This is a genomic window from Pseudomonadota bacterium (genome assembly GCA_039033415.1).
Classification (GTDB): domain Bacteria; phylum Pseudomonadota; class Gammaproteobacteria; order Xanthomonadales; family SZUA-38; genus JANQOZ01.
Map to the genome: position 1 here is coordinate 12,414 of JBCCCR010000047.1, position 18,377 is coordinate 30,790.

16 protein-coding genes are annotated in these 18,377 nt (G+C 62.6%); 10 read left to right on the forward strand and 6 right to left on the reverse strand.

What is annotated here, in order from left to right; genetic code table 11:
• The 3 genes from AAF358_25475 (at position 1) to AAF358_25485 (ending at position 2,858) form a co-directional block, all read left to right on the forward strand.
• Positions 1 to 864, forward strand: a complete 864-nt coding sequence (locus tag AAF358_25475; GenBank protein ID MEM7708925.1) for a division plane positioning ATPase MipZ — start codon at positions 1 to 3, stop codon at positions 862 to 864.
• The gene (locus tag AAF358_25480) at positions 861 to 2,081 is read left to right on the forward strand and encodes an MFS transporter (protein MEM7708926.1); all 1,221 of its coding nucleotides are present in this window, start codon (positions 861 to 863) and stop codon (positions 2,079 to 2,081) included. Before AAF358_25475 ends, AAF358_25480 begins: the two co-directional genes overlap by 4 nt.
• Before the next feature lie 63 nt (positions 2,082 to 2,144).
• On the forward strand, positions 2,145 to 2,858 hold the full coding sequence (locus AAF358_25485) for a dienelactone hydrolase family protein (protein ID MEM7708927.1): 714 nt from the start codon (positions 2,145 to 2,147) through the stop codon (positions 2,856 to 2,858).
• A 3-nt stretch (positions 2,859 to 2,861) separates the two neighbouring features.
• Here AAF358_25485 and AAF358_25490 read toward each other — a convergent pair whose 3' ends face one another.
• Positions 2,862 to 4,493 (reverse strand): long-chain fatty acid--CoA ligase, encoded by a 1,632-nt coding sequence (locus AAF358_25490; GenBank protein ID MEM7708928.1) that lies wholly within the window; start codon positions 4,491 to 4,493, stop codon positions 2,862 to 2,864.
• Between the two features lie 231 nt (positions 4,494 to 4,724).
• Between AAF358_25490 and AAF358_25495 the strand changes: the two genes are divergently transcribed.
• From AAF358_25495 to AAF358_25515, 5 genes are all read left to right on the forward strand, one after another.
• Positions 4,725 to 5,417 carry a DUF533 domain-containing protein gene (locus tag AAF358_25495; protein MEM7708929.1) on the forward strand — a complete coding sequence of 231 codons (693 nt, stop codon included), beginning with the start codon at positions 4,725 to 4,727 and terminating at the stop codon, positions 5,415 to 5,417.
• Between the two features lie 170 nt (positions 5,418 to 5,587).
• Positions 5,588 to 7,342: an ABC transporter transmembrane domain-containing protein gene (locus tag AAF358_25500; GenBank protein ID MEM7708930.1), complete on the forward strand. Its 1,755-nt coding sequence runs from the start codon at positions 5,588 to 5,590 to the stop codon at positions 7,340 to 7,342.
• The gene (locus AAF358_25505) at positions 7,342 to 8,403 is read left to right on the forward strand and encodes an HlyD family efflux transporter periplasmic adaptor subunit (protein MEM7708931.1); all 1,062 of its coding nucleotides are present in this window, start codon (positions 7,342 to 7,344) and stop codon (positions 8,401 to 8,403) included. Before AAF358_25500 ends, AAF358_25505 begins: the two co-directional genes overlap by 1 nt.
• A 26-nt stretch (positions 8,404 to 8,429) precedes the next feature.
• Complete coding sequence (locus AAF358_25510) at positions 8,430 to 9,923, forward strand: TolC family protein (protein MEM7708932.1); 1,494 nt, start codon at positions 8,430 to 8,432, stop codon at positions 9,921 to 9,923.
• A 2-nt stretch (positions 9,924 to 9,925) separates the two neighbouring features.
• Positions 9,926 to 11,761, forward strand: a complete 1,836-nt coding sequence (locus AAF358_25515; GenBank protein ID MEM7708933.1) for a permease — start codon at positions 9,926 to 9,928, stop codon at positions 11,759 to 11,761.
• Here AAF358_25515 and AAF358_25520 read toward each other — a convergent pair.
• A complete protein-coding gene (locus tag AAF358_25520) occupies positions 11,744 to 13,003 on the reverse strand; it encodes an FAD-dependent oxidoreductase (protein ID MEM7708934.1) in 1,260 nt (419 codons plus the stop codon). The genes AAF358_25515 and AAF358_25520 overlap by 18 nt on opposite strands.
• A gap of 71 nt (positions 13,004 to 13,074) precedes the next feature.
• Positions 13,075 to 14,118, reverse strand: a complete 1,044-nt coding sequence (locus AAF358_25525; GenBank protein MEM7708935.1) for a phosphotransferase family protein — start codon at positions 14,116 to 14,118, stop codon at positions 13,075 to 13,077.
• Positions 14,119 to 14,247: 129 nt separating this feature from the next.
• On the opposite strand from AAF358_25525, the gene AAF358_25530 reads away from it, so the two are divergent.
• Positions 14,248 to 14,706, forward strand: coding sequence for an isoprenylcysteine carboxylmethyltransferase family protein (locus tag AAF358_25530; protein ID MEM7708936.1), 459 nt, complete (start codon positions 14,248 to 14,250; stop codon positions 14,704 to 14,706).
• A 30-nt stretch (positions 14,707 to 14,736) separates the two neighbouring features.
• Here the strand turns inward: AAF358_25530 and AAF358_25535 are convergent, their stop codons facing one another.
• The 3 genes from AAF358_25535 to AAF358_25545 form a co-directional block, all read right to left on the reverse strand.
• Positions 14,737 to 14,940 carry a DUF2783 domain-containing protein gene (locus AAF358_25535; GenBank protein ID MEM7708937.1) on the reverse strand — a complete coding sequence of 68 codons (204 nt, stop codon included), beginning with the start codon at positions 14,938 to 14,940 and terminating at the stop codon, positions 14,737 to 14,739.
• A complete protein-coding gene (locus tag AAF358_25540; GenBank protein ID MEM7708938.1) occupies positions 14,928 to 16,499 on the reverse strand; it encodes an FAD-dependent monooxygenase in 1,572 nt (523 codons plus the stop codon). The genes AAF358_25535 and AAF358_25540 overlap by 13 nt, the downstream gene beginning before the upstream one ends.
• Before the next feature lie 240 nt (positions 16,500 to 16,739).
• Positions 16,740 to 17,699 (reverse strand): MBL fold metallo-hydrolase, encoded by a 960-nt coding sequence (locus AAF358_25545; GenBank protein ID MEM7708939.1) that lies wholly within the window; start codon positions 17,697 to 17,699, stop codon positions 16,740 to 16,742.
• Positions 17,700 to 17,831: 132 nt separating this feature from the next.
• On the opposite strand from AAF358_25545, the gene AAF358_25550 reads away from it, so the two are divergent.
• Positions 17,832 to 18,269 carry a MarR family winged helix-turn-helix transcriptional regulator gene (locus AAF358_25550; GenBank protein ID MEM7708940.1) on the forward strand — a complete coding sequence of 146 codons (438 nt, stop codon included), beginning with the start codon at positions 17,832 to 17,834 and terminating at the stop codon, positions 18,267 to 18,269.
• Positions 18,270 to 18,377 lie beyond the last annotated feature (108 nt).

The window sequence follows — 18,377 nt, forward strand, 5'->3', positions numbered from 1 at the left end:
ATGACGGCCGCCGACGATCAGCCGGCTGCGGACCAAAGCCTCAGGGCGCGAGCGCACGAGCTCACTATGACCCACACCATCGTGTTTGGAAATGAAAAGGGCGGCACCGGAAAGTCCACCCTCGCCATGCACGTGGTGGTGCAGCTGTTGCGCCAGGGCCATGCGGTTGCCGTGATTGACCTCGACAGCCGGCAGCGCTCCGTGACCCGTTTTCTAGAAAACCGACAGAACTATGCCAGCGGTCGAGGCCTGACCCTGCCACAGCCGGCCTGGCTGGCCCCACCGGCCTCCAACCGCCGCGAGTCTCAGGCCAATGCCGATGCAGAGGAACAGGCGAACCTGCAGCAGGCGCTCGAACAGCTGAAGCCGGGCGCCGACTATCTTGTCATCGACTGCCCGGGCGGTCACACGCATTACTCACAGCTGGCTCACGCGCTCGCCGACACGCTGGTGACGCCGCTGAACGACAGCTTTGTCGATCTTGATCTTCTAGGCGAAGTCTCAGCCGATACGTTTGAGGTGACCCGCCTCAGCCACTATGCGGAGATGGTGTGGCAAAGCCGCAAGTTTCGCTCCGCCAGCGAACTGCCGCCGATGGACTGGATCGTTACGCCGAATCGGGTGGGGCAGCTGAACTCGCGCAACAACGAGCGGGTCGAGGGCGTCTTGAATGCGCTGCGCAAACGGCTGATGTTTCGCTTTGAACGTGGCCTGTCGGAGCGGGTCATCTATCGCGAGCTGTTTGTCAGTGGCCTGACACTGATGGACCTGGCGGAGATCCCCGGTGAAGGACTGACGCAACTCTCGCACCTCGCGGCGAGGGAGGAGGTTCGACGCCTGGTCGATCGGCTGAGGCTGTCGTGAACGCCGCTACGACCGAGGCAGTCGACAGCAGCCAGCGCTCCCTGCGCAACCTGAAAATCTACATGAGCGCTCAGGTGCTCGACCTGCATGGACTGTGGATCCACCGGGTCGCGCTCGGCTGGGTCACCTGGGTGGAAACGGAGTCTGAGTTTTGGGTGGGCATGATCGCCTTCGCTCAGTTCATCCCCGTCGTGTTTCTCGGCCCGCTCTTCGGGGTGCTGGCCGACCGCCTCGATCGGCGCTACTGCGCTATCGTGCTGAATCTGACGCTGACCGCAATCGCCACTGTGATGACAGTGGCCAGCTTCGCCGGCTGGCTCGACATCTGGGTCATCCTGGCGCTGTCTTTGCTGCAGGGCATTGCTGCCGGCGCGTATTCACCCATTCGCATGTCGCTGGTCGCCAACCTGCTGGCGATGGAGCACCTCGCACGAGGTATCGCGATCAACAGCCTGGCCTTCAACGCTTCGCGATTCCTGGGGCCGATGTTCGCCGGTCTGATTATCGTGACGTGGAACGTTTCCTGGGCCTTTGTCATCAACGCCGTCAGCTACTTTTTTATGCTGCTGGCCCTGCTGGCGGTTCAACCGCTGACGCGTCGAGAAGCCGGCGGTGAACGTCGCCAGGTGCTCGATGAGCTGCTGGAGGGGCTGCGCTACGCGCTGGACCACGAGCTGATTCGATCGATGCTGTATCTGGCGATTACGGTCTCGATCTTCGGCCGCGGGGTCCTGGAGCTGCTGCCCGCGTTCGCGGACGGTGTCTTTGGTCGCGGCGCGGTGGGCTTGGCCTGGCTGACGTCTGCCAGCGGCGCCGGAGCGATTGTTGCGGGCCTTTGGCTGGCGCGGCGGGGCGGTCGGCCGCTGAAGATGATTGCGCCGCTGTCGGCGGCCGTATCCGGGCTGGTGGTCATCGCGTTTGCGCTGAACCAATCCTTCGAGGTGGGCCTGGTGTTGACGGCGTGCCTGGGCTTTTTCTTCTCCACGTTCGGCATTACCGTCCAGAGTCTGCTCCAGACGCAGGTTGACGACGCCTTTCGGGGGCGGGTCAGCAGTTTCTGGGGGGTTTTTGGCATCGGCGGCTCAGCGCTGGGCGCGTTTCTTCTCGGCGCCATGGCGCCAAAGCTTGGGCTCAGCGTTGTGAGCGTCGTTTCGGGCGTTTTGTGTATTGCTCTCTGTTTCCCCGTTTCGGCCCGTATCCTTCGACGAATTCGCTGATCAAATCGGCTAAGATGGCGCGCTGTCCGCACCGCAATCGGTCTTAATTTTCCTGGAGGAACTATGCCTGTTGAACAGACCCTGGATGTCGCCGTCGGTGATATCACCATGAAGATGTTTGTCTGCGCTCCTGATTCGGATGGCCCGGCGCCTGCTGTGCTGGTGGGCCACGCGTGGGCTGGGCAAACGGAATTTGAAAAGAACAAGGCACGACAGGTTTCGCAGCTGGGTTACGTCGGCGTGGCGATGGACCTCTACGGCGATGCCAAAACCGGCGGCAGTGTCGAGGAGAATTCGGCGCTGATGCAGCCGCTGCTGGAAAACCGCGGCGAGCTGCAGGCCCGGCTGCACGCCTCGCTGGCCGCGGCTGCAGCGCTCGAGAGCGTAGATGGCGCCAAGATCGGAGCCATGGGCTATTGTTTCGGTGGTCTTTGCGCGTTGGATCTGGCCCGCAGCGGGGCAGACGTACGCGGCGTGATTTCGCTGCACGGCCTGTTTGTCCCGGCAGATAACCTGGACAACCCCCAGATTGCTGCCAAGGTGCTGGCCCTGCACGGGTGGGACGACCCCATGGTCAAGCCCGACCAGGTCCTGGCGCTGGCTGACGAGATGAACGCCGCCGGCGCGGACTGGCAGCTGCACGCTTACGGCGGCGCGATGCACGCGTTTACCAATCCGGAAGCCAACGATCCAGACTTTGGCACGGTCTACAGCCCCAGCGCCGACCGACGGGCGTGGGAAACCACCTGCAACTTCTTCGCTGAGGTCTTCGGCTAAAAGCTAACTCGGATTGTCGAGCAGGTAGTTCTGGTACTCGGCCCGCAGCGGCTTCTTGTCGATCTTGCCGGTGGCGGTCAACGGAATACTGTCCACGGCCAGGATCGCGTCGGGCAGCTGCCAGCGAGCAAACTCCTCCGCCAGCAGCTCGGTGATGGCGTTGGCGTCCAGGGTTTTGCCTTCCCCTAGCTGCACGAGCAGCACCGGTCTTTCGTCCCATTTGGGATGCGTTGCGCCGATGCACGCCGCCAGCGCGACGTCCGGATGGGCAATTGCGGCGTTTTCGAGATCCGCTGAGCTGATCCACTCACCGCCGGACTTGATGACGTCCTTAGCGCGATCGGTGATGTTCATAAAACCGTATTCGTCGATGGTGGCGATGTCGCCGGTGTCGAACCAGCCGTTGTTATCGAGGGCAGTCTCGGCCTCACCGTAGTACCGTTCGACGACCCAGGGCCCGCGCACCAGCAGGCGGCCAAATGTCTGACCATCGTGGGGCAGGATGTTGTCATCGTCGTCGACGATTTCCATGTCGACGCCAAACGGGACCCGGCCCTGCTTGCAGCTCAGGTCATAAGCCTCGTCAGCGGTGGCTGGCGGTGGCATGGAACCACTCACGCGGTTAACCGTTCCGAGCGGACTCATCTCGGTCATACCCCAGGCGTGCAGTACGGCGACATCAAACTCTTTGTCGAAGGCTTCGATCATGGAACGCGGTGCCGCGGAACCTCCGATGACCACCTCCTTTAGGTCCGGCAGGCTGCCGCTGGTGCTCCGCAGGTGATCCAGCAGCATGGACCAGACGGTGGGCACAGCGGCAGCGAAGTTGCAGCGTTCCTCCGTGAGTAACGTCGCCATCGACGCACCGTCCATATGGGGTCCGGGCATGACCATCTTAGCGCCGGCCATGGGTAGGCCGAATGCCAGCCCCCAGGAATTGGCGTGAAACATTGGCACCACCATCATGACGCAATCAGCACTCCCGACATTCATGGCGTCTTTGCTGGTGGCGCCGTAGGCGTGCAGGACGTTGCTGATGTGGGAGTACAACACGCCTTTGGGATTGCCGGTGGTGCCCGACGTGTAACACAGGGAGGACGCGTCATCCCCGTTGACCTGGATCCACTCACACGACTGCGCGCGATCCGCCAGCAGTGTCTCGTAGCAGTGCCAGTTGTCCGGCAGGTCGTCTGGCATGTTGTCCGGACCGGTCATGACGACCACGTGCTTGACGGTCGGCAGCTTGTCGGCCAGCGCCTGGATCAGCGGCACGAAGGTCAGGTCGACCATAATGACCTGGTCCTCGGCGTGGTTGACGATATAGACAAGCTGTTCGGGAAACAGACGGGGGTTGAGCGTGTGGGCGACCGCGCCGAGGCCCATGATGGCGAACCAGCTTTCCAGGTGGCGATAGGTGTTCCAGGCCATGGTGCCGATGCGGTCACCCTTCTTCACGCCTAGCTCCGCTAAGGCGTTGCCGAGCTGGCCGGTTCGCTTCCAGGTTTCCCGATAGGTTTGTCGGTGGATTCCCCCTTCGACCGTGTTCGACACAACTTGCTGACTACCGTGCCAGCGCGCCGCGTGCTCCAGTAAGGACACCAGATTGATCGACGACGACTGCATTAATCCGCGCATAACGCTTCCCCTTAGCCATGATCTTGCGCAAGTGTGGCTGTGGGAGGCGTGCACTGCAACCGTGCTGGGACGCGCTTGCGGGATGGGGAGCCGTTGGGTCACGACGCTATCACTCCGATGCGGCCGGTCGCACTTTAAGTCGAAAAAATCGAACAATGCGATCAGATTAAACGGTTTTACCTGTCCAGGATGCAGCGGCATCATAGCCCAACACATCCACGGAGAGCCGCTATGTTTGATGCTCAGAATTTCTTTGCGGGCCCCGGCGCAGACACCACGGTTGATAGCTTCCAGCCCGTATTCCACGATTCAGTTCACACTCTGAATCACTGCTCAGCCGTTGTTCATCGGCTCGCGGTGGCGGGGGGGCTGAAAGGGCTTGGTGCCATTGCCTGGCGGGTATACCAGCGCTATCGCGTCAGCCAGTCCATGCAGATTCAGCACCAGCGTTCGCAGGTAGCAACCGGTTACCGGCAGGCGCCTGAGGCGACCGACAGCGTTGCCTGGATGCAGCTTTCACGCTACGAGTTCGACGCGCTGTGGGAAGAGCGCTCGACGCTCAGCGAGGCTGCTGGCTTGCTGCCGCTGCGTTCCCTGACGGCCGCTTTTGCCGACAGCCATGGTGTCGACTCCGTCGACGGGTTGTTGATGATGCTGGCCGAGGCAGATTTGATCGATGAGGACGCGCCCAACTGCGAGCTGCTTTTGCAGTCTCAATCCGCCCGGCAGGTGGCAGCGGTTGTGGGGTCACCCGAAGCGGCCGTATCGGCCCTGGCAGCGGCTCTGATTGCGGTCGATTCACAGGCGACCCGAGGTAACACCTGGATCGATCAGCTCAGCGCCGCCCTGGCGCTGCCTGACGGCCTCACCACCGGCCTGCGCATCCGCCTGCACGACGCGCCCGCCGTGCCTCTTACTAACTAGCTCTCTCCCAGCAACGGGCCGGTGCTCGGGCGCGACTTAGGTCATCGCGCCTCGGTGCCGGCTCGTCTGCTTTTTCCCGGTCCAAAGCGACTGCTGCTTGTCGGCGGCATTGTGCGATAAACTTTTCCCGTTAATCGCGTTCTCAAGAACTCGGACTATGATGTTGACTCATGGATGATCACGTAATACGCGCGGCGGCGCAGGAGCCGGAGATTGCGCTGCCCAAGCTCAGGCTGACCAGTCAGGTGCTGAACGGGATCTTCACCGATCGCGGGTTCCTGGCGGTGACGCTCATCTACGGCATCGGCGTTAGTCTGCTGACGCTGGCGCTGCCGATTTCCGTCCAGGTGTTGATCGGTGCGGTGGCCAACACCGCCGTGGTGCGCTCGGTGATAGTGCTGGCTATTGTGCTGTTCGCCCTGCTGGCGCTGTCGGGCCTGCTTGTCGCCATGCAAACCTATGTGCTGGAGCTCTTCCAGCGGCGCTTCTACGGGCGTATGACCTCGGAGATTGCGGTCCGCACGCTGTATTCCGAGACCGTGTCTTTTGAACGGATCAGCCGCGAAGGCCTCATCAATCACTACTTCGAGATCGACGTGATTTTAAAGAGCCTGCCGTCGCTGCTGTCCAACGGGCTGGCGCTGGTGCTGCAGACGCTCGTCGGCTACGCGGTCGTGTCCTTCTACCACCCGGTATTCCTATTCTTCTGCGTGGCCCATGCGCTGCTGGTCTACCTGATTTGGCGTCATGCTGACTCCGGCGCGGTGAGGACCGTGATCGAGCTGTCGAGCGCTAAGCACGATACGGCGCGCTGGCTCGAAGGCCTGGCGCGTAACCATCGGCAGTTCAAGTCCGGCAGAGGCATGCGCTACGCCCTCAATCGAACCAACGGGCTCATCGATGACTACGTCCGAAAGCATCAAAAGCACTTCAGCTATTTTTTCTCCCAGCATATCGGCCTGCTGACGCTCTACGCGGCAGGCAGCGCGGTTGTGCTCGGCGTCGCCGGCTGGCTGGTGATCCAGGGGCAGTTGAGCCTCGGCCAGCTCGTGGCGGCCGAGCTGATTCTCGGCGCGATCTTTGCCGGGCTGTCGCGCTTTAGCTATTACCTGGAGCTTTATTACGGGATTCGGGGGTCGCTGGACAAGCTGGCGCGTTTCTACCAGGTCAAGCTTGAGGAGCACCGCGGTGATCAGCAGATCGATGACTGGGAGCCGACTGCGGTATTTGACCGGGTCGAGGTCAATCAGCGTGGCCGGTTCTACCACCTGACTGGCGAATTCCCGGCGAATTCGCACACGCTGGTCGCCACTGAGTGCGCCGGGATTTCCTTGGCGGTACGGGACCTGCTCTGGGGTGCGCGCCGGCCTGAATCCGGCAGCGTGACGCTCGACGGTCACGAAGTGAGAGACTTTGCGCCACAGCGGCTGCGGGATCGAATTATGGTTGTTGCAGACCCGCTGATCTTCGAGTGCAGCATTGCGGGCTATCTTCAGATCGGCAAGTCGGACATCAGCCGCGCGGCCATGCGGAATTTGCTGGAAACTGTCGGCCTGGCTCACGTGATCGATCAGCTTGAGGAAGGTCTTGACACCCGGCTCAACGACGCGGGGCTGCCGTTGTCCAACAGCGAGATTCTGCGGCTTAAGATAGCCCAGGCGCTCGCCTCGGAACCGAAGTTTCTCATTATGAGCCCCGCCTGCGATGTGCTGCGCCTGAGCCGTCGGCGGCAGATCCTCGAGCACGTCAAGAAAATGCGCGACACAACGCTGATCGTTTTCACCAACCGTCGTGACCTCGATCACTTCAGCCGCTATATGCTGATGCGCGATGGTGGGTCATCGCTCCACGGGTCGTTGGCTGATTTGATGGCAGCCGAGGCGGAGCATCGGCTGGATCCGGAAGGCGACGGGCTGGAAGGCTGATGGCGAACGAATCCACTGCCCCAGCGGCACCCGTGCGGCTGGAAGAGTTCGCGCGGCCGGAACACATCAACCGGTTTACCGCGACCTCCGCCATCAAGGTTCCGCGCCCGATCTGGGCAGTTGCTGCAGTGATGGCGCTCGGCATCGGCGCGACCCTAGTATTTTTATTCCTGACGCCCTGGGTTCAGACCGCAAACGGTATGGGGACGGTCACCACGCTGTCGCCCGCCGACCGCACGCAGGGAATCGCAGCCCTCACCAGCGGCCGAATCAAGCAGTGGTTTGTGCGCGACGGGCAGCACATCAGTTCCGGCGAACCGATTGTCGAACTGATCGACGTGGATCCGAAGCTCATCGAGAAGCTGGAAGGTGAGCGTGCTGCGGAGGAGGCCCGGCTGAAGGCGGCCGAAGCCGCCACCGCGACGGCGACGATCGACCTCGATCGGCAGCAGCGACTCTTCGATCAGGGGCTGACCGCGCGAAGTAATCTGGAATCTGCCCAGATCCGCTACCAGGATCTGCTGTCGCGTGAGTTTGCGATCAAGGCGCAGATCAACCAGCTCGATATCAACCTGTCGCGTCAGTCGACCCAAACGGTCACGGCGCCGCGGGACGGGACGATTGTCCAGATTGTGGCCGGCGCGGACGCCACGCTGATCTCTGCAGGTCAGCAGATCGCGACGTTTGTGCCCGACACCGAAGAGCTGGTGGTTGAACTCTACGTCTCGGGTCTGGATGCCGCGCTGGTCTCCCCCGGCCGCGAGGCCATGCTGATGTTTGAGGGCTGGCCGGCTGTCCAGACCGGCGGCTGGCCGGCCGTGGCGGTTGGGACGTTCCGCGGCATCGTGCAGACCATCGATCCGGTGGTCTCCGGCAACGGGCGTTTCCGGCTGCTGATCTCCCCGGATCCGAAGTCCGAGTCCTGGCCCTCGGGGCGGTACCTGCGTTTCGGCACACAGGTTCGCGGCTGGGTGCTGCTGGAGGAGGTCAGCGTAGGGTTCGAGCTGTGGCGACGGCTCAACGGATTTCCACCGCTGCGCTCCGAAGGCGCCGGCACCTGACGGGCGGTCTGTGGTCATAACAGCGTATGATCGACATTATGGCGAAATATTCGTTGGCAGCGTTGCTATGGAGCGTGATCTTCGTCAGCCCCGCGGCGGCCCAGACGCCGCTTGCCCTGACTCTGGAGCAGGACCCGGAAACCGAATATCTTGAAGAGATTCGGGAACCTTCCAACCCAAATGCGCTTGGCCTGATCGAACTCCTCGATCGCTCGTCAAACAGCGTTCCCAAGATTCTCGAAGCCAGGGAGAACATCAATTCTCGGCGGGCGAGGGCGCTCGCCGCTGAAGGGGCCTTCGATCGACAGCTGTCGAGCCTCAGCCGCTCACGGGCTGCCGGCTTTTACGGTCTGACTTTCATTGACAACAAGCTCGCTACGCCGCTGCGCAATATTGGTGGTGAGGTCTACGGCGGTTACCGGATCAGCGACGGCGACTTCCCGGTCTACGAAGACGAGTATGTCACCCTCGGCTTTGGCGAGCTAAATTTTGGTGCCAGCATCGCGCTGCTGCGAGATCGCCAGATCGACAGTCGTCGCATGACACTGCGGGACCGGGCTATCGAAATCGAGATGGCCGAGCTCGACTACGTGCTGGCCAGCATCGAGGTGCAGCACGACGCCATGATCGCCTACTGGAACTGGGTGGCGGCGGGACAGCAGCTCATCATTTTTAGAGACTTGCAGGATCTGGCGACCAACCGAACGGGCGCGCTGTCGACCCGGATTCAGGAAGGCGATCTCGCCGACATTGAGTTGGTCGAAAACCAGCAACGCGTTTTTTCCCGCCGGGAGCGCGTCATCAGAGCGGAGCAGGTTCTCAACAACGCGGCGCTGGCCCTGAGCTTTTACTTTCGCGACAAAACCGGCGAGCCCGTAGTGCCCGGACGCGAACTGCTGCCAAGCGGCTTCCCCATACCGGAAACCGAAAGCCGCAATCTGACGTCGGACGTCGGTGCAGCGCTGGACCGGCAGGTTGAGCTGGCTTTGATCGACCGCCGCCTCGAGCTGGCCTCCAACCGTCGCGCGCTGGGGCGGAACGAGCTGCTGCCCCAGGTAGATCTGGAGATGAAGGTGGCTCGAGATTTCGGCGGCGGCAGCGTGACGCGAGACGAAACGGACCTGTTTGTAGGGTTTGAGGTGTCGGTGCCTCTTGAGCGACGCAAAGCCAAGGGCGAAATTGCGGCGGCTGAGGCGGACATCAGGGCGCTTGAGCAACGGCGAAAAAACATCTCCGATCAGCTGATTGCCCGGATCGGGCAGCTGGCGAATACGATCGAAGCCGCGCAGACCAGCGCCCGGCTGGCGTCCGGGGAGCTGCGGCTGGCCGAGCGCCTGGAGGCGGCGGAACGCCTGCGATTCCGCGAGGGGGCCAGCAGCTTTTTTCTGCTGAACCAGCGCGAGGATGCACGCGCCGAGGCTCGCCTCAAGCAGGTCAATGCTCTGGCGCTCTATCAGCGCGCCGTCACCGACTATCTGGCCATCACGGCCGACACGACGGCACTCCGGGTTAGACTCTGAACATGAGTTTTGCGCTGCCCGTGGCGGCCATCCTGGCGCTGCTGGTTGGGCCGCTGTTCTGGCATTTTTCCAACAAGTCTCCGGCGCTGGCTCAGGCCGTAGACGGGTTCGCGATCGTCGCGGTCGGCGGCCTAACGCTGCTGCTGATTGCTCCCAGCGCGCTGGCGCAGGGCGGGCTGATCGCGCTTTTGCTGCTGGTTGTCGGCGTCACGTTGCCGCGATTGCTGCATCGGGTGGGGCCGCGGGGAGCAGGCTTACGCGCCGACCGGGTTCTCCTGGCAGGGCTGGTCCTGCATGCGGCTATCGAGAGCGCGGCGCTGACAGCCAACGGTGAAAGTGGCCACCTGGGTCTGGCCATCGTCGCTCACCGTATTCCGGTCGGACTCGCTCTTTTTATGGTTGCACCCAGCACTCGCGACGGCTGGCTGGCGGTTTGCTTGATAGTCGTTGCTTCGCTGGCGGGTTATGCGGGCGGCCTGAGCGTCACCTGGCTGCAGCCCGAACATCAGGCCTGGCTGGATGGGTTTGTCGCCGGTTCGCTGCTGCACGTCATCCACGGACACCATGCCGGCCATGAGGACCAGCACAGCGGCGATCCGAATTTGGCAATCCGGACTCAATCCTCGTCGGCAGAAACATCGGTTCCCGTATCCAAGGAACCTTCGGCGGCTCATACCTGTGGCCATACCCACCACGAGCATGACCAAAGCCAAAGTCGATCGCCGCTAGCCGCGACAATCGGTGCACTGGTCGGTGCGCTGGTGCTTGCCGGCGCGCTGCTTGAACCCCATGGTCATCACGGGGGAGACCTGGACCATCCCGAGCTGCTGGAGCAATTCTTGGCGCTTGCGCTGCTTAGCGCGCCGGCCCTGCTGGCGGGCTACGTGCTCGCAGGGCTGATCAGCGGCTTTATGGGTGCCAGCCCGGCTCGCTGGCTAGGCCGGGGCAATCGGCTTACGCAGGCGAGTAAAGGCGCCGCCTTGGGACTGCCTCTACCCGTTTGCTCCTGTGGCGTACTGCCGGTGTATGAATCGTTGGTGAAACGCGGCGCGGCGCCAGCGGCTGGCCTGGCTTTTCTGATTGCAACGCCGGAGCTTGGGGTGGACGCACTGGCGATTTCACTGCCCCTGCTCGGAACGGAGTTGACCGTGGTTCGACTCGCCGGGGCGCTCTTGGTGGCGCTCAGCGTTGCGCTGCTGCTGGGAGGGGCAGTCGGCCCGAAGGTTGAGCCGTCACCGCAATCGGAAGCGCAAAAAACCGCGGTGGGTTCGCGCCTTGCGGGCGGTATGCGGTTCGGGTTGATCGAGTTGTTTGACCACACGATGCCCTGGGTGCTGCTGGGGCTGCTGCTGGCTGCTCTGGTGGCGCCGCTGCTGGATCAGGCTTTACTCACTACCATTCCGGCTGCGGTGCAGGTGCCGCTGCTGACCTTCCTCGCGATTCCGGCCTACGTTTGCGCATCTGGCGCGACGCCGATCGCGGCCGTAGCGTTGCAGGCCGGTCTGAGCCCGGGCGCAGCTATGGCTTTTTTGTTAGCTGGCCCCGCCACCAACGTCACCACGTTTGGCATCTTGAGTCGGCTGCACGGTCGCGCGTTTGCGCTTAAGTTTGGCTGCGCCATGGCGATGGCGGCGATGCTGGTTGGCTGGGCGATGAACCTGATGACGTTTAACGTCCCAGAGCTGGGTCTGGATCACGACCATGCTGAGGGTACGCCACTGCAGATCGTATCGCTCGGCGTGCTGGGGTTTTTGGCCCTGACGTCACTCCTGCGGCAGGGGCCGCGTGGCATGCTGACTCAGGTGCTGACGCCTTTTCGATCAGGCGCCAGCCGCTAACGCCTCCGCGGCGATGGTTTTCATCGGCTTGTCGACGTCTTCCAGCGCAACTGCATCTACCCGTGCGCCGGCGGCGATCAGCTTCCGCGCAAACACAAATTCGGGTGAGGCATTGATCGCGTCAGTGGCCAGCAGCCGGTCGCCGTCGAGGTAGAACAGCGCAAACTGTTCGCTCGACGGGTCCCCTCGGGTCACCACCCGGTCGTGTCCCTGGGACAGCCCGGCAATCTGCAGCTTGACGTGATACTGGTCTGACCAGAACCAGGGCGCTTCCTCGGCGGGTCTCGGGCGACCCAGGATATGAGCCGCCGCCTGGCGGCCCTGCTCAATGGCATTGTGCACGCTCTCCAGGCGCCCCTGTCGCTGATAGTGAACGAGCTCCCGGCTGGTGCAGTCGCCGGCGGAGTAGATTGCAGCGTGACTGGTTTGGGCATCGCGGTTTACGGCAATGCCGTTGTCGCAGACGATCCCAGCCGCCCGCGCCAGCTCCACGTTGGGCTCGATGCCCACACCGAGCAAAACACAGTCTGCTGCGATGGACTCGCCGTTCTCGAGCTCCACCTCGGAGATCTGCCCCTGCTTCGCGTTCAACCTGGTGATGCGCGCATCGGTGACAATCCGTACGCCCTGTCGTTCGTGCAGCGCTTCGAAAAAAGCGCTGATGTCGGGGCTGGTCACCCGCGCCAGCACGCGGGGCGCGTACTCAAGAACCGTCACATCAATACCCAGCGAGCGGGCTGACGCGGCGGCCTCCAGGCCGATATAGCCGGCGCCGACCACAACCAGCCGCCGGGCACTGCCCAACGCTTCGCGCAGGGCGTCAACGTGTTCGATACTTCGCAGCTCAAACACGCCTTGAAGGTCCGATCCTGGCATCGGCAGCTGACGCGGCCGGGAGCCGGTTGCGATGATCAGGCGCTCGAAGTCGACCGCATCCCCGCTGGTCTCAACCCGGCGTTGGTCCGCATCGATGGCCGTCGCCATTGTGCTGCAGCGAAGATCGATCGCCTGTCCTTCGTACCAGCTGGCCGGCTTGATCAGCAGCCGCTCGCCGGGAAGCTCACCCTTCAGGTAGGCCTTGGACAGCGGCGGACGTTGGTAGGGCGGTGTCGACTCGTCGCTGATCAGAACCAGCTCGCCGGCATAGCCGCTCGCCCGGAGCGTTGCGCATGCCGTGGCCGCGGCCTGGCCGCCGCCGATGACCGTGACCTGATTCACGCCGGGCGTTGAGGAATCACTCACACCAGCATCCTCGAGTTGTCGGACATTCGGTGACGTCAACGAAGAGATTGTGGGTTTTCGCGAACGGCATCTTACTCAGCTCCCGCCAGAGTCGCCTGCTGCCAGGCGGCTTCGGCCAGCGGTTCGAGGTACTTCACCATCGCGCCGGCCTTGGCGCTGGAGGCGTTGCCGCGAATGAGACGACCCTTGATGCCGTGGATGATCGCCGCGAGGCGCCACAGGTTGTAGGCAAAGTAAAACTCGAGCTGGTCAATCCCGCTGCGCCCAGTCTGCTCGCAATAGCGCTGCACGTATTCCTGTTCTGTCGGTAATCCGAGAGAAGCAGGGTCCTGCCCCGACATCCCCGCCGGCAGGCCCGGTGGAGTTCGGTACTTCATCAGGTGGTAGGAAAAGTCCGCCAGCGGATTGCCCAGCGTCGACAGCTCCCAGTCTAGGACGGCAATCACCCTGGGCTCCGATGCGTCAAATACCAGGTTGTCGCAGCGATAGTCGCCGTGAACGACGGTGGTCAGATCGCCGTCATCCGGAATACTCTCGGGCAGCCACCGGCAAAGCCGATCCATATGTTCGTTGCGCCCAGCGGTTTCGTCAGCCTCATATTGCCGTGTCCAGAGCGCAATTTGGCGGCTGATGTAGCCTCCCTGTTTACCGTAGTCGCTAAGTCCCGCGGCCGCAGGATCAACCTGGTGCAGGCGAGCCAGCACGTCACACATGTCAAAGTACGCGGGCCTGCGCTGCTCACGGTCAAGTTCCGGCAACGTCGGACCCCAGAAGATCCGCCCTTCCATCTTCTCCATGAGATAGAAAGGGGTCCCAATCACCGATTCGTCTTCACATAGCCCGAAGCTCTTGGGCACCGGGAAATCCAGCGCTCCGAGGGCTGAGATGATGCGGTATTCCCGCTCCACCGCATGCGCGCCAGGCAGTAGCTTGCCCGCCGGCTTTTTGCGCAGCACATAGCTGGCGGACTCGGTGGTGACCTCGAAGGTGGGATTTGACTGGCCGCCGGGGAACTTGCGGACGGAAATCGGGCCGGAAATTTCGGCAACGTGCGCGTTTATCCACTGCTTGAGCGAATCCAGAGGCAGCTCGCCTGGGGCGGCGGGATCGGTCATGGCGTTAAGGTCCGATGATTCATGGGCGCCGCACACTATGTTGCCCGCGCGAGAATTTGGCAACCGTCGTGAGAGAGTTACTGGTACCGTAAGGGTCACGGTTCACGAAGTGAGCAACCGGAGATTTGTGTGACGCTGAATAACCGCATTCCGCCGCCGATTGTGGGCCTGGGTACAGCGCTGCTGATGTGGCTTGTGGCTCGCCAATGGCCGGGAGAGTGGTTTTCGCAAACGCCCACGCGCTGGCTGTGCGGCGGCCTGATCACCCTGAGCCTTTTGCTGGACGGGTGGGCAATTTTGGCATTTCGCCGTACCCGGACCACGGTCAACCCCCTGGCGCCGGAGAAGGCCAGCGCAATCGTGCAGGCTGGACCATACCGTGTGACCCGCAATCCGATGTATCTCGGTATGGCCATCATATTGCTGGCCTGCGTCATCGGGTTCGGTCAGCCGCTGAACCTCGTATTGCTTGGGCTTTTCATTGCCTACCTGACGGCGTTTCAGATCAAACCGGAGGAGCGGGCGCTCGAGGCCCGCTTCGGTGACGAGTATCGGCGCTATCGGGCCCGGGTGCGCCGCTGGCTGTAGCCGGGGTAAGGCGTAACGGCGGGTCGAGACTCAGTCGTGCCGGCCTTCGCGAGCGGCAACCTCGATCGCCTGCCGTATCACCTCGGAATCCCCGATATGGTTGGCCAGACAGAGTACGAGCTTGGCATTTCGCCGGTGACTCTCCTGCTCGCTACACCCTGAGTGCAGGTCGATCAGCTGCTGGTAGATGTCGTCCGGCCGCGGCAGGTTTGGGTGTCGATTCAGGTCAGCCATGGCAAGCCTCCAAGGTCGGCCGGGGTGAACTGTTTCCACCGGGCGGCTACATACTGGTCCGGCCGCAGCAGATAGACGGCGCCAGGTTCCAACGCATAGCGCTCGACGGCCGTGGGCGACTCGGCCACCACCGTCGGCAGCTCCACGTCCGGGACCGGCGCATCAGCTAGAAGCCTCCAGCCGCCACCCAGTTTGCGCAGCAGCCAGCCGTCGTCCAGCGGCGCGTCGACCGCCGGGAAGCCGGGCGCCACGCCGCCGTCCCACGAGTCTCGATCCTTCACGGACAGACGGCTGTCGGGGTAGGCAACCGGAGTCGACAGGCGACCGGAATTCACGAAGGGGCGCGCAAACGGCTCATGCTCTGCAAGGTCCAGGACCGCGTCTCGAAACGCCTGGCTGACCTCAGATTTCGGCGTCATAAAGTCGGTTGACCGGCTGGAGTTCAGAATATTTTCATCGGCCGTTGTGATGGCCTCATCGTTATAGGTTTCGATGAGTGCCGGGTCCGCGCCGCGCAGGACGGCGTCGAGCTTCCAGCTCAGATTGTCGCAGTCGGCCACGCCGCCGTTGCACCCACGGGCACCAAACGGCGAAATGAGATGGGCTGAGTCTCCGATAAACACCACGCGGTCGTGAACAAAACGCGCCATGCGTCGGCACTGGAAGGTGTAGACCGAGTACCACTCTTCGCTGAACGGGATGTTGTCGCCGATCATTCCGCGAACCTTGGGTTCTACGTTTTCGGGCTTGATCGCCGCCTCCCGGTCGATTTCCCATCCGAGCTGGAAATCCAGGCGCCACACGTCATCGGGCTGTTTGTGTAGCAGCGACGAGGCGCCGCCCCAGGGTGGATCAAACCAGAACCAGCGCTCCGACGGACGTTGGTCTTCGAATTTCACGTCGGCGATCAGGAAGTTGTCCTCGAACACCCGGCCCTCAAAATCTAGGCCCAGCATCTCGCGCAGGGCGGACTTGGACCCGTCGCTGGCGATGATCCAATCAGCCGTCAGCGAGTAGTTTCCCGCATCGGTGCTGACTTCCAGCCGGTTTTGTGCCGGATCGATTGCGCTGACCTGGTGTCCCCAGCGAAGCTCGACGTTCGGGAGGGGCAGTAGGGCATCGACCAGGTACTCCTCAGCCCAGTACTGCTGAAGATTGATAAAGCCAGGCATCTCCTGGTCTTTGATCGGCAGCATGTCGAACTCGAACACCGGCTCGCGACGGCTGCCGCGAAACACCTTACCGACGTTCCAAATCACGCCCTTGTCGATCATGCGCTGCGCGACGCCAAGCCGGTTCCAGATGTCCAGCGTGCGTTTGGAAAAACAGATGGCTTTGGAACCGGCGGCGATGAAGTCGAGCTGGTTCAGCACCACCACGCGATGCCCACGTTGGCCAAGGTCTAGCGCTGCAGTCAGCCCGACGGGGCCGCCGCCGACAATGACCACCGGTGTCTGTTCCGCTCCGGTTGGCGGGGGTGTGGCCTCAAACTGCCGGTGCCGGGGGATATGGTCGAATCGATCACGAAGCATAGTGGGCCGTGCGGAGAGTTCTGTCACTTCAGCGAGCCTGTCGGGCGTCAGGCCAAGGCGATTCGTCGGGGTCATAGCCGTGGCTATGGCCGCGGCGGATCAACGCCGGAATGGCGCCCGACGGGCTCGCCCTGCGGGTCCATCGCTGGGTACGCCTGGCCGCGTTGCAAGCCTTGCCAAGGGCTACGGCCATTGGCTGCGGCTCGCGCCTTGCCAGACGAGCCCAGCGATGGACTGAAGGCACAGAACTATCCGCACGGCCCACTACTAATCCTGAAGCTGGTCCCACACCTCGCGGTCCCGCTCCATGGTCCAGATGCGGGGCCAGTCGGTGCCGTCCAGCTCATCCCAGTAGCGTTGAACGTTGAAAGGCAGGCAGTGTTCGAAGATCGGCCAGGCGCCAAACTTGGGCGCCAGCGCCTCGTGAGTCTTTTCGAAGGCTTCTTTCAGCGTACCGCCTGCTTGATGAACCGGCGTGATGTTCTCGATCATGCCGGTTAGAAATCCGCGCGTCTGCTCGATCGCTGCGTTGACCTCGTCGGTGCCTCTCGCCACCGCGCCGCGGCCGCCGACCAGCAGTTCGGCACCGTAGGCTTTGATTCGATCGAGCGTTCCCGCGGACCAGTCATCGTGGAACGCGTCACCCGTGTAGAGCGCGGCCTGCGCCTCGACGAGATCGCCGGCAAACAGCGTGCTGGACTGCGGGTGGAACACGGCGATATCGCCAGCCGTATGGCCACGGCCGCAGAAGTCCAGCTCAAGATAGCCACGTGCGCCGCCAAGCTCGATCCGCATGTGATCGTCGAAGGTGATGTCCGGCCGGGTCAGGCCGGGGATCTCGCCGGGCTCTTTGAACAGCCTTGGCATGCGGCCATATTCGCTGTCCCAGTCCTGCTGGCCACGCTCGTCGATCAGCTTCCGGGTGGTGTCCGAGGTGATGATGGCACCGGCGTCGAAGGCGCTGGCTCCGAGCACACGCACCGCGTGGTAATGGGTCAAGATCAGGTATTTGACGGGCTTGTCCGTGTGCTCGCGCAGCTTTGCCAGCCAGTCCCGGGCGGCGGCGGGTGTCGCCCGCGCTTCGATACACACTACAAAGTCTTCGCCCTCGACGGCGCCAACGTTCGGATCACCCTCCGCCGTTAGCGCATAGACGCCGTCGGCCAAAACCTCCAGCGTTTCGGTCTTCTCGTCAAGATCCTGGGACGAAGCAAATGGTTTTGGCATGGGTGGTCTCCGGCGGGCGGTCTGGTCGCGTTTCTGAGCTATGCCGGCGATTGGCTGCCGGTGCGAAGCCTGATAATATCAGTTGCGAACGCAACTAACAACGCAAGCGAGCGTTGGGTCGGGAGTTTTGCGGTGTTTGATCTTCAGGAGTTCTTGCCCTATCGGCTGTACCAGGCGGCTGAACATACGAGCCAGCTTTTCTCTGACGCCTATCGGCAACGGTACGGAATCAACCGAACCCAGTGGCGGGTGTTGTTCAACGTGGGGCAGTTTGGCCCGCTGACGGCCGGCGAGATCGGCGAACGCACCGGGCTGGAAAAATCCAAGGTCTCTCGGGCGGTGGTTCGGCTAGAGACGCTAGGCTGGGTGCTGCGTGAGCCCGACGAACGGGATCGGCGCAGGCAGGGGCTGACCCTGACCGAGGCAGGCAAGGAGGCCTTTCGAGATTTGCGCGCTCAAGCAGAGGTCTTTCAGAACCAGCTCATCAACCAGCTTGGTGTGGGTGAGGTGGCAGCGCTCGTGGCCGCCCTGCGGGTTGTTGATCAGGTGATGAAGGCCGCCCCGGAATAGTCCGACAAATCGGGGTCAGAGTCAGGGGACAGGGTAGCTACCCTGTCCCCTGACTCTGACCCCGATTTGTCGGACTATTCCGGGGCGGCCTTCATCACCTGATCAACA

Coding starts and splice junctions, on each gene's coding strand:
- AAF358_25485 (MEM7708927.1), top strand. CDS start 2,145: ATGCCTGTTGAACAGACCCTGGATGTCGCCGTCGGTGATATCACCATG.
- AAF358_25525 (MEM7708935.1), bottom strand. CDS start 14,118: ATGACCGATCCCGCCGCCCCAGGCGAGCTGCCTCTGGATTCGCTCAAG.
- AAF358_25510 (MEM7708932.1), top strand. CDS start 8,430: ATGATCGACATTATGGCGAAATATTCGTTGGCAGCGTTGCTATGGAGC.
- AAF358_25545 (MEM7708939.1), bottom strand. CDS start 17,699: ATGCCAAAACCATTTGCTTCGTCCCAGGATCTTGACGAGAAGACCGAA.
- AAF358_25490 (MEM7708928.1), bottom strand. CDS start 4,493: ATGCGCGGATTAATGCAGTCGTCGTCGATCAATCTGGTGTCCTTACTG.
- AAF358_25535 (MEM7708937.1), bottom strand. CDS start 14,940: ATGGCTGACCTGAATCGACACCCAAACCTGCCGCGGCCGGACGACATC.
- AAF358_25495 (MEM7708929.1), top strand. CDS start 4,725: ATGTTTGATGCTCAGAATTTCTTTGCGGGCCCCGGCGCAGACACCACG.
- AAF358_25500 (MEM7708930.1), top strand. CDS start 5,588: ATGGATGATCACGTAATACGCGCGGCGGCGCAGGAGCCGGAGATTGCG.
- AAF358_25475 (MEM7708925.1), top strand. CDS start 1: ATGACGGCCGCCGACGATCAGCCGGCTGCGGACCAAAGCCTCAGGGCG.
- AAF358_25505 (MEM7708931.1), top strand. CDS start 7,342: ATGGCGAACGAATCCACTGCCCCAGCGGCACCCGTGCGGCTGGAAGAG.
- AAF358_25515 (MEM7708933.1), top strand. CDS start 9,926: ATGAGTTTTGCGCTGCCCGTGGCGGCCATCCTGGCGCTGCTGGTTGGG.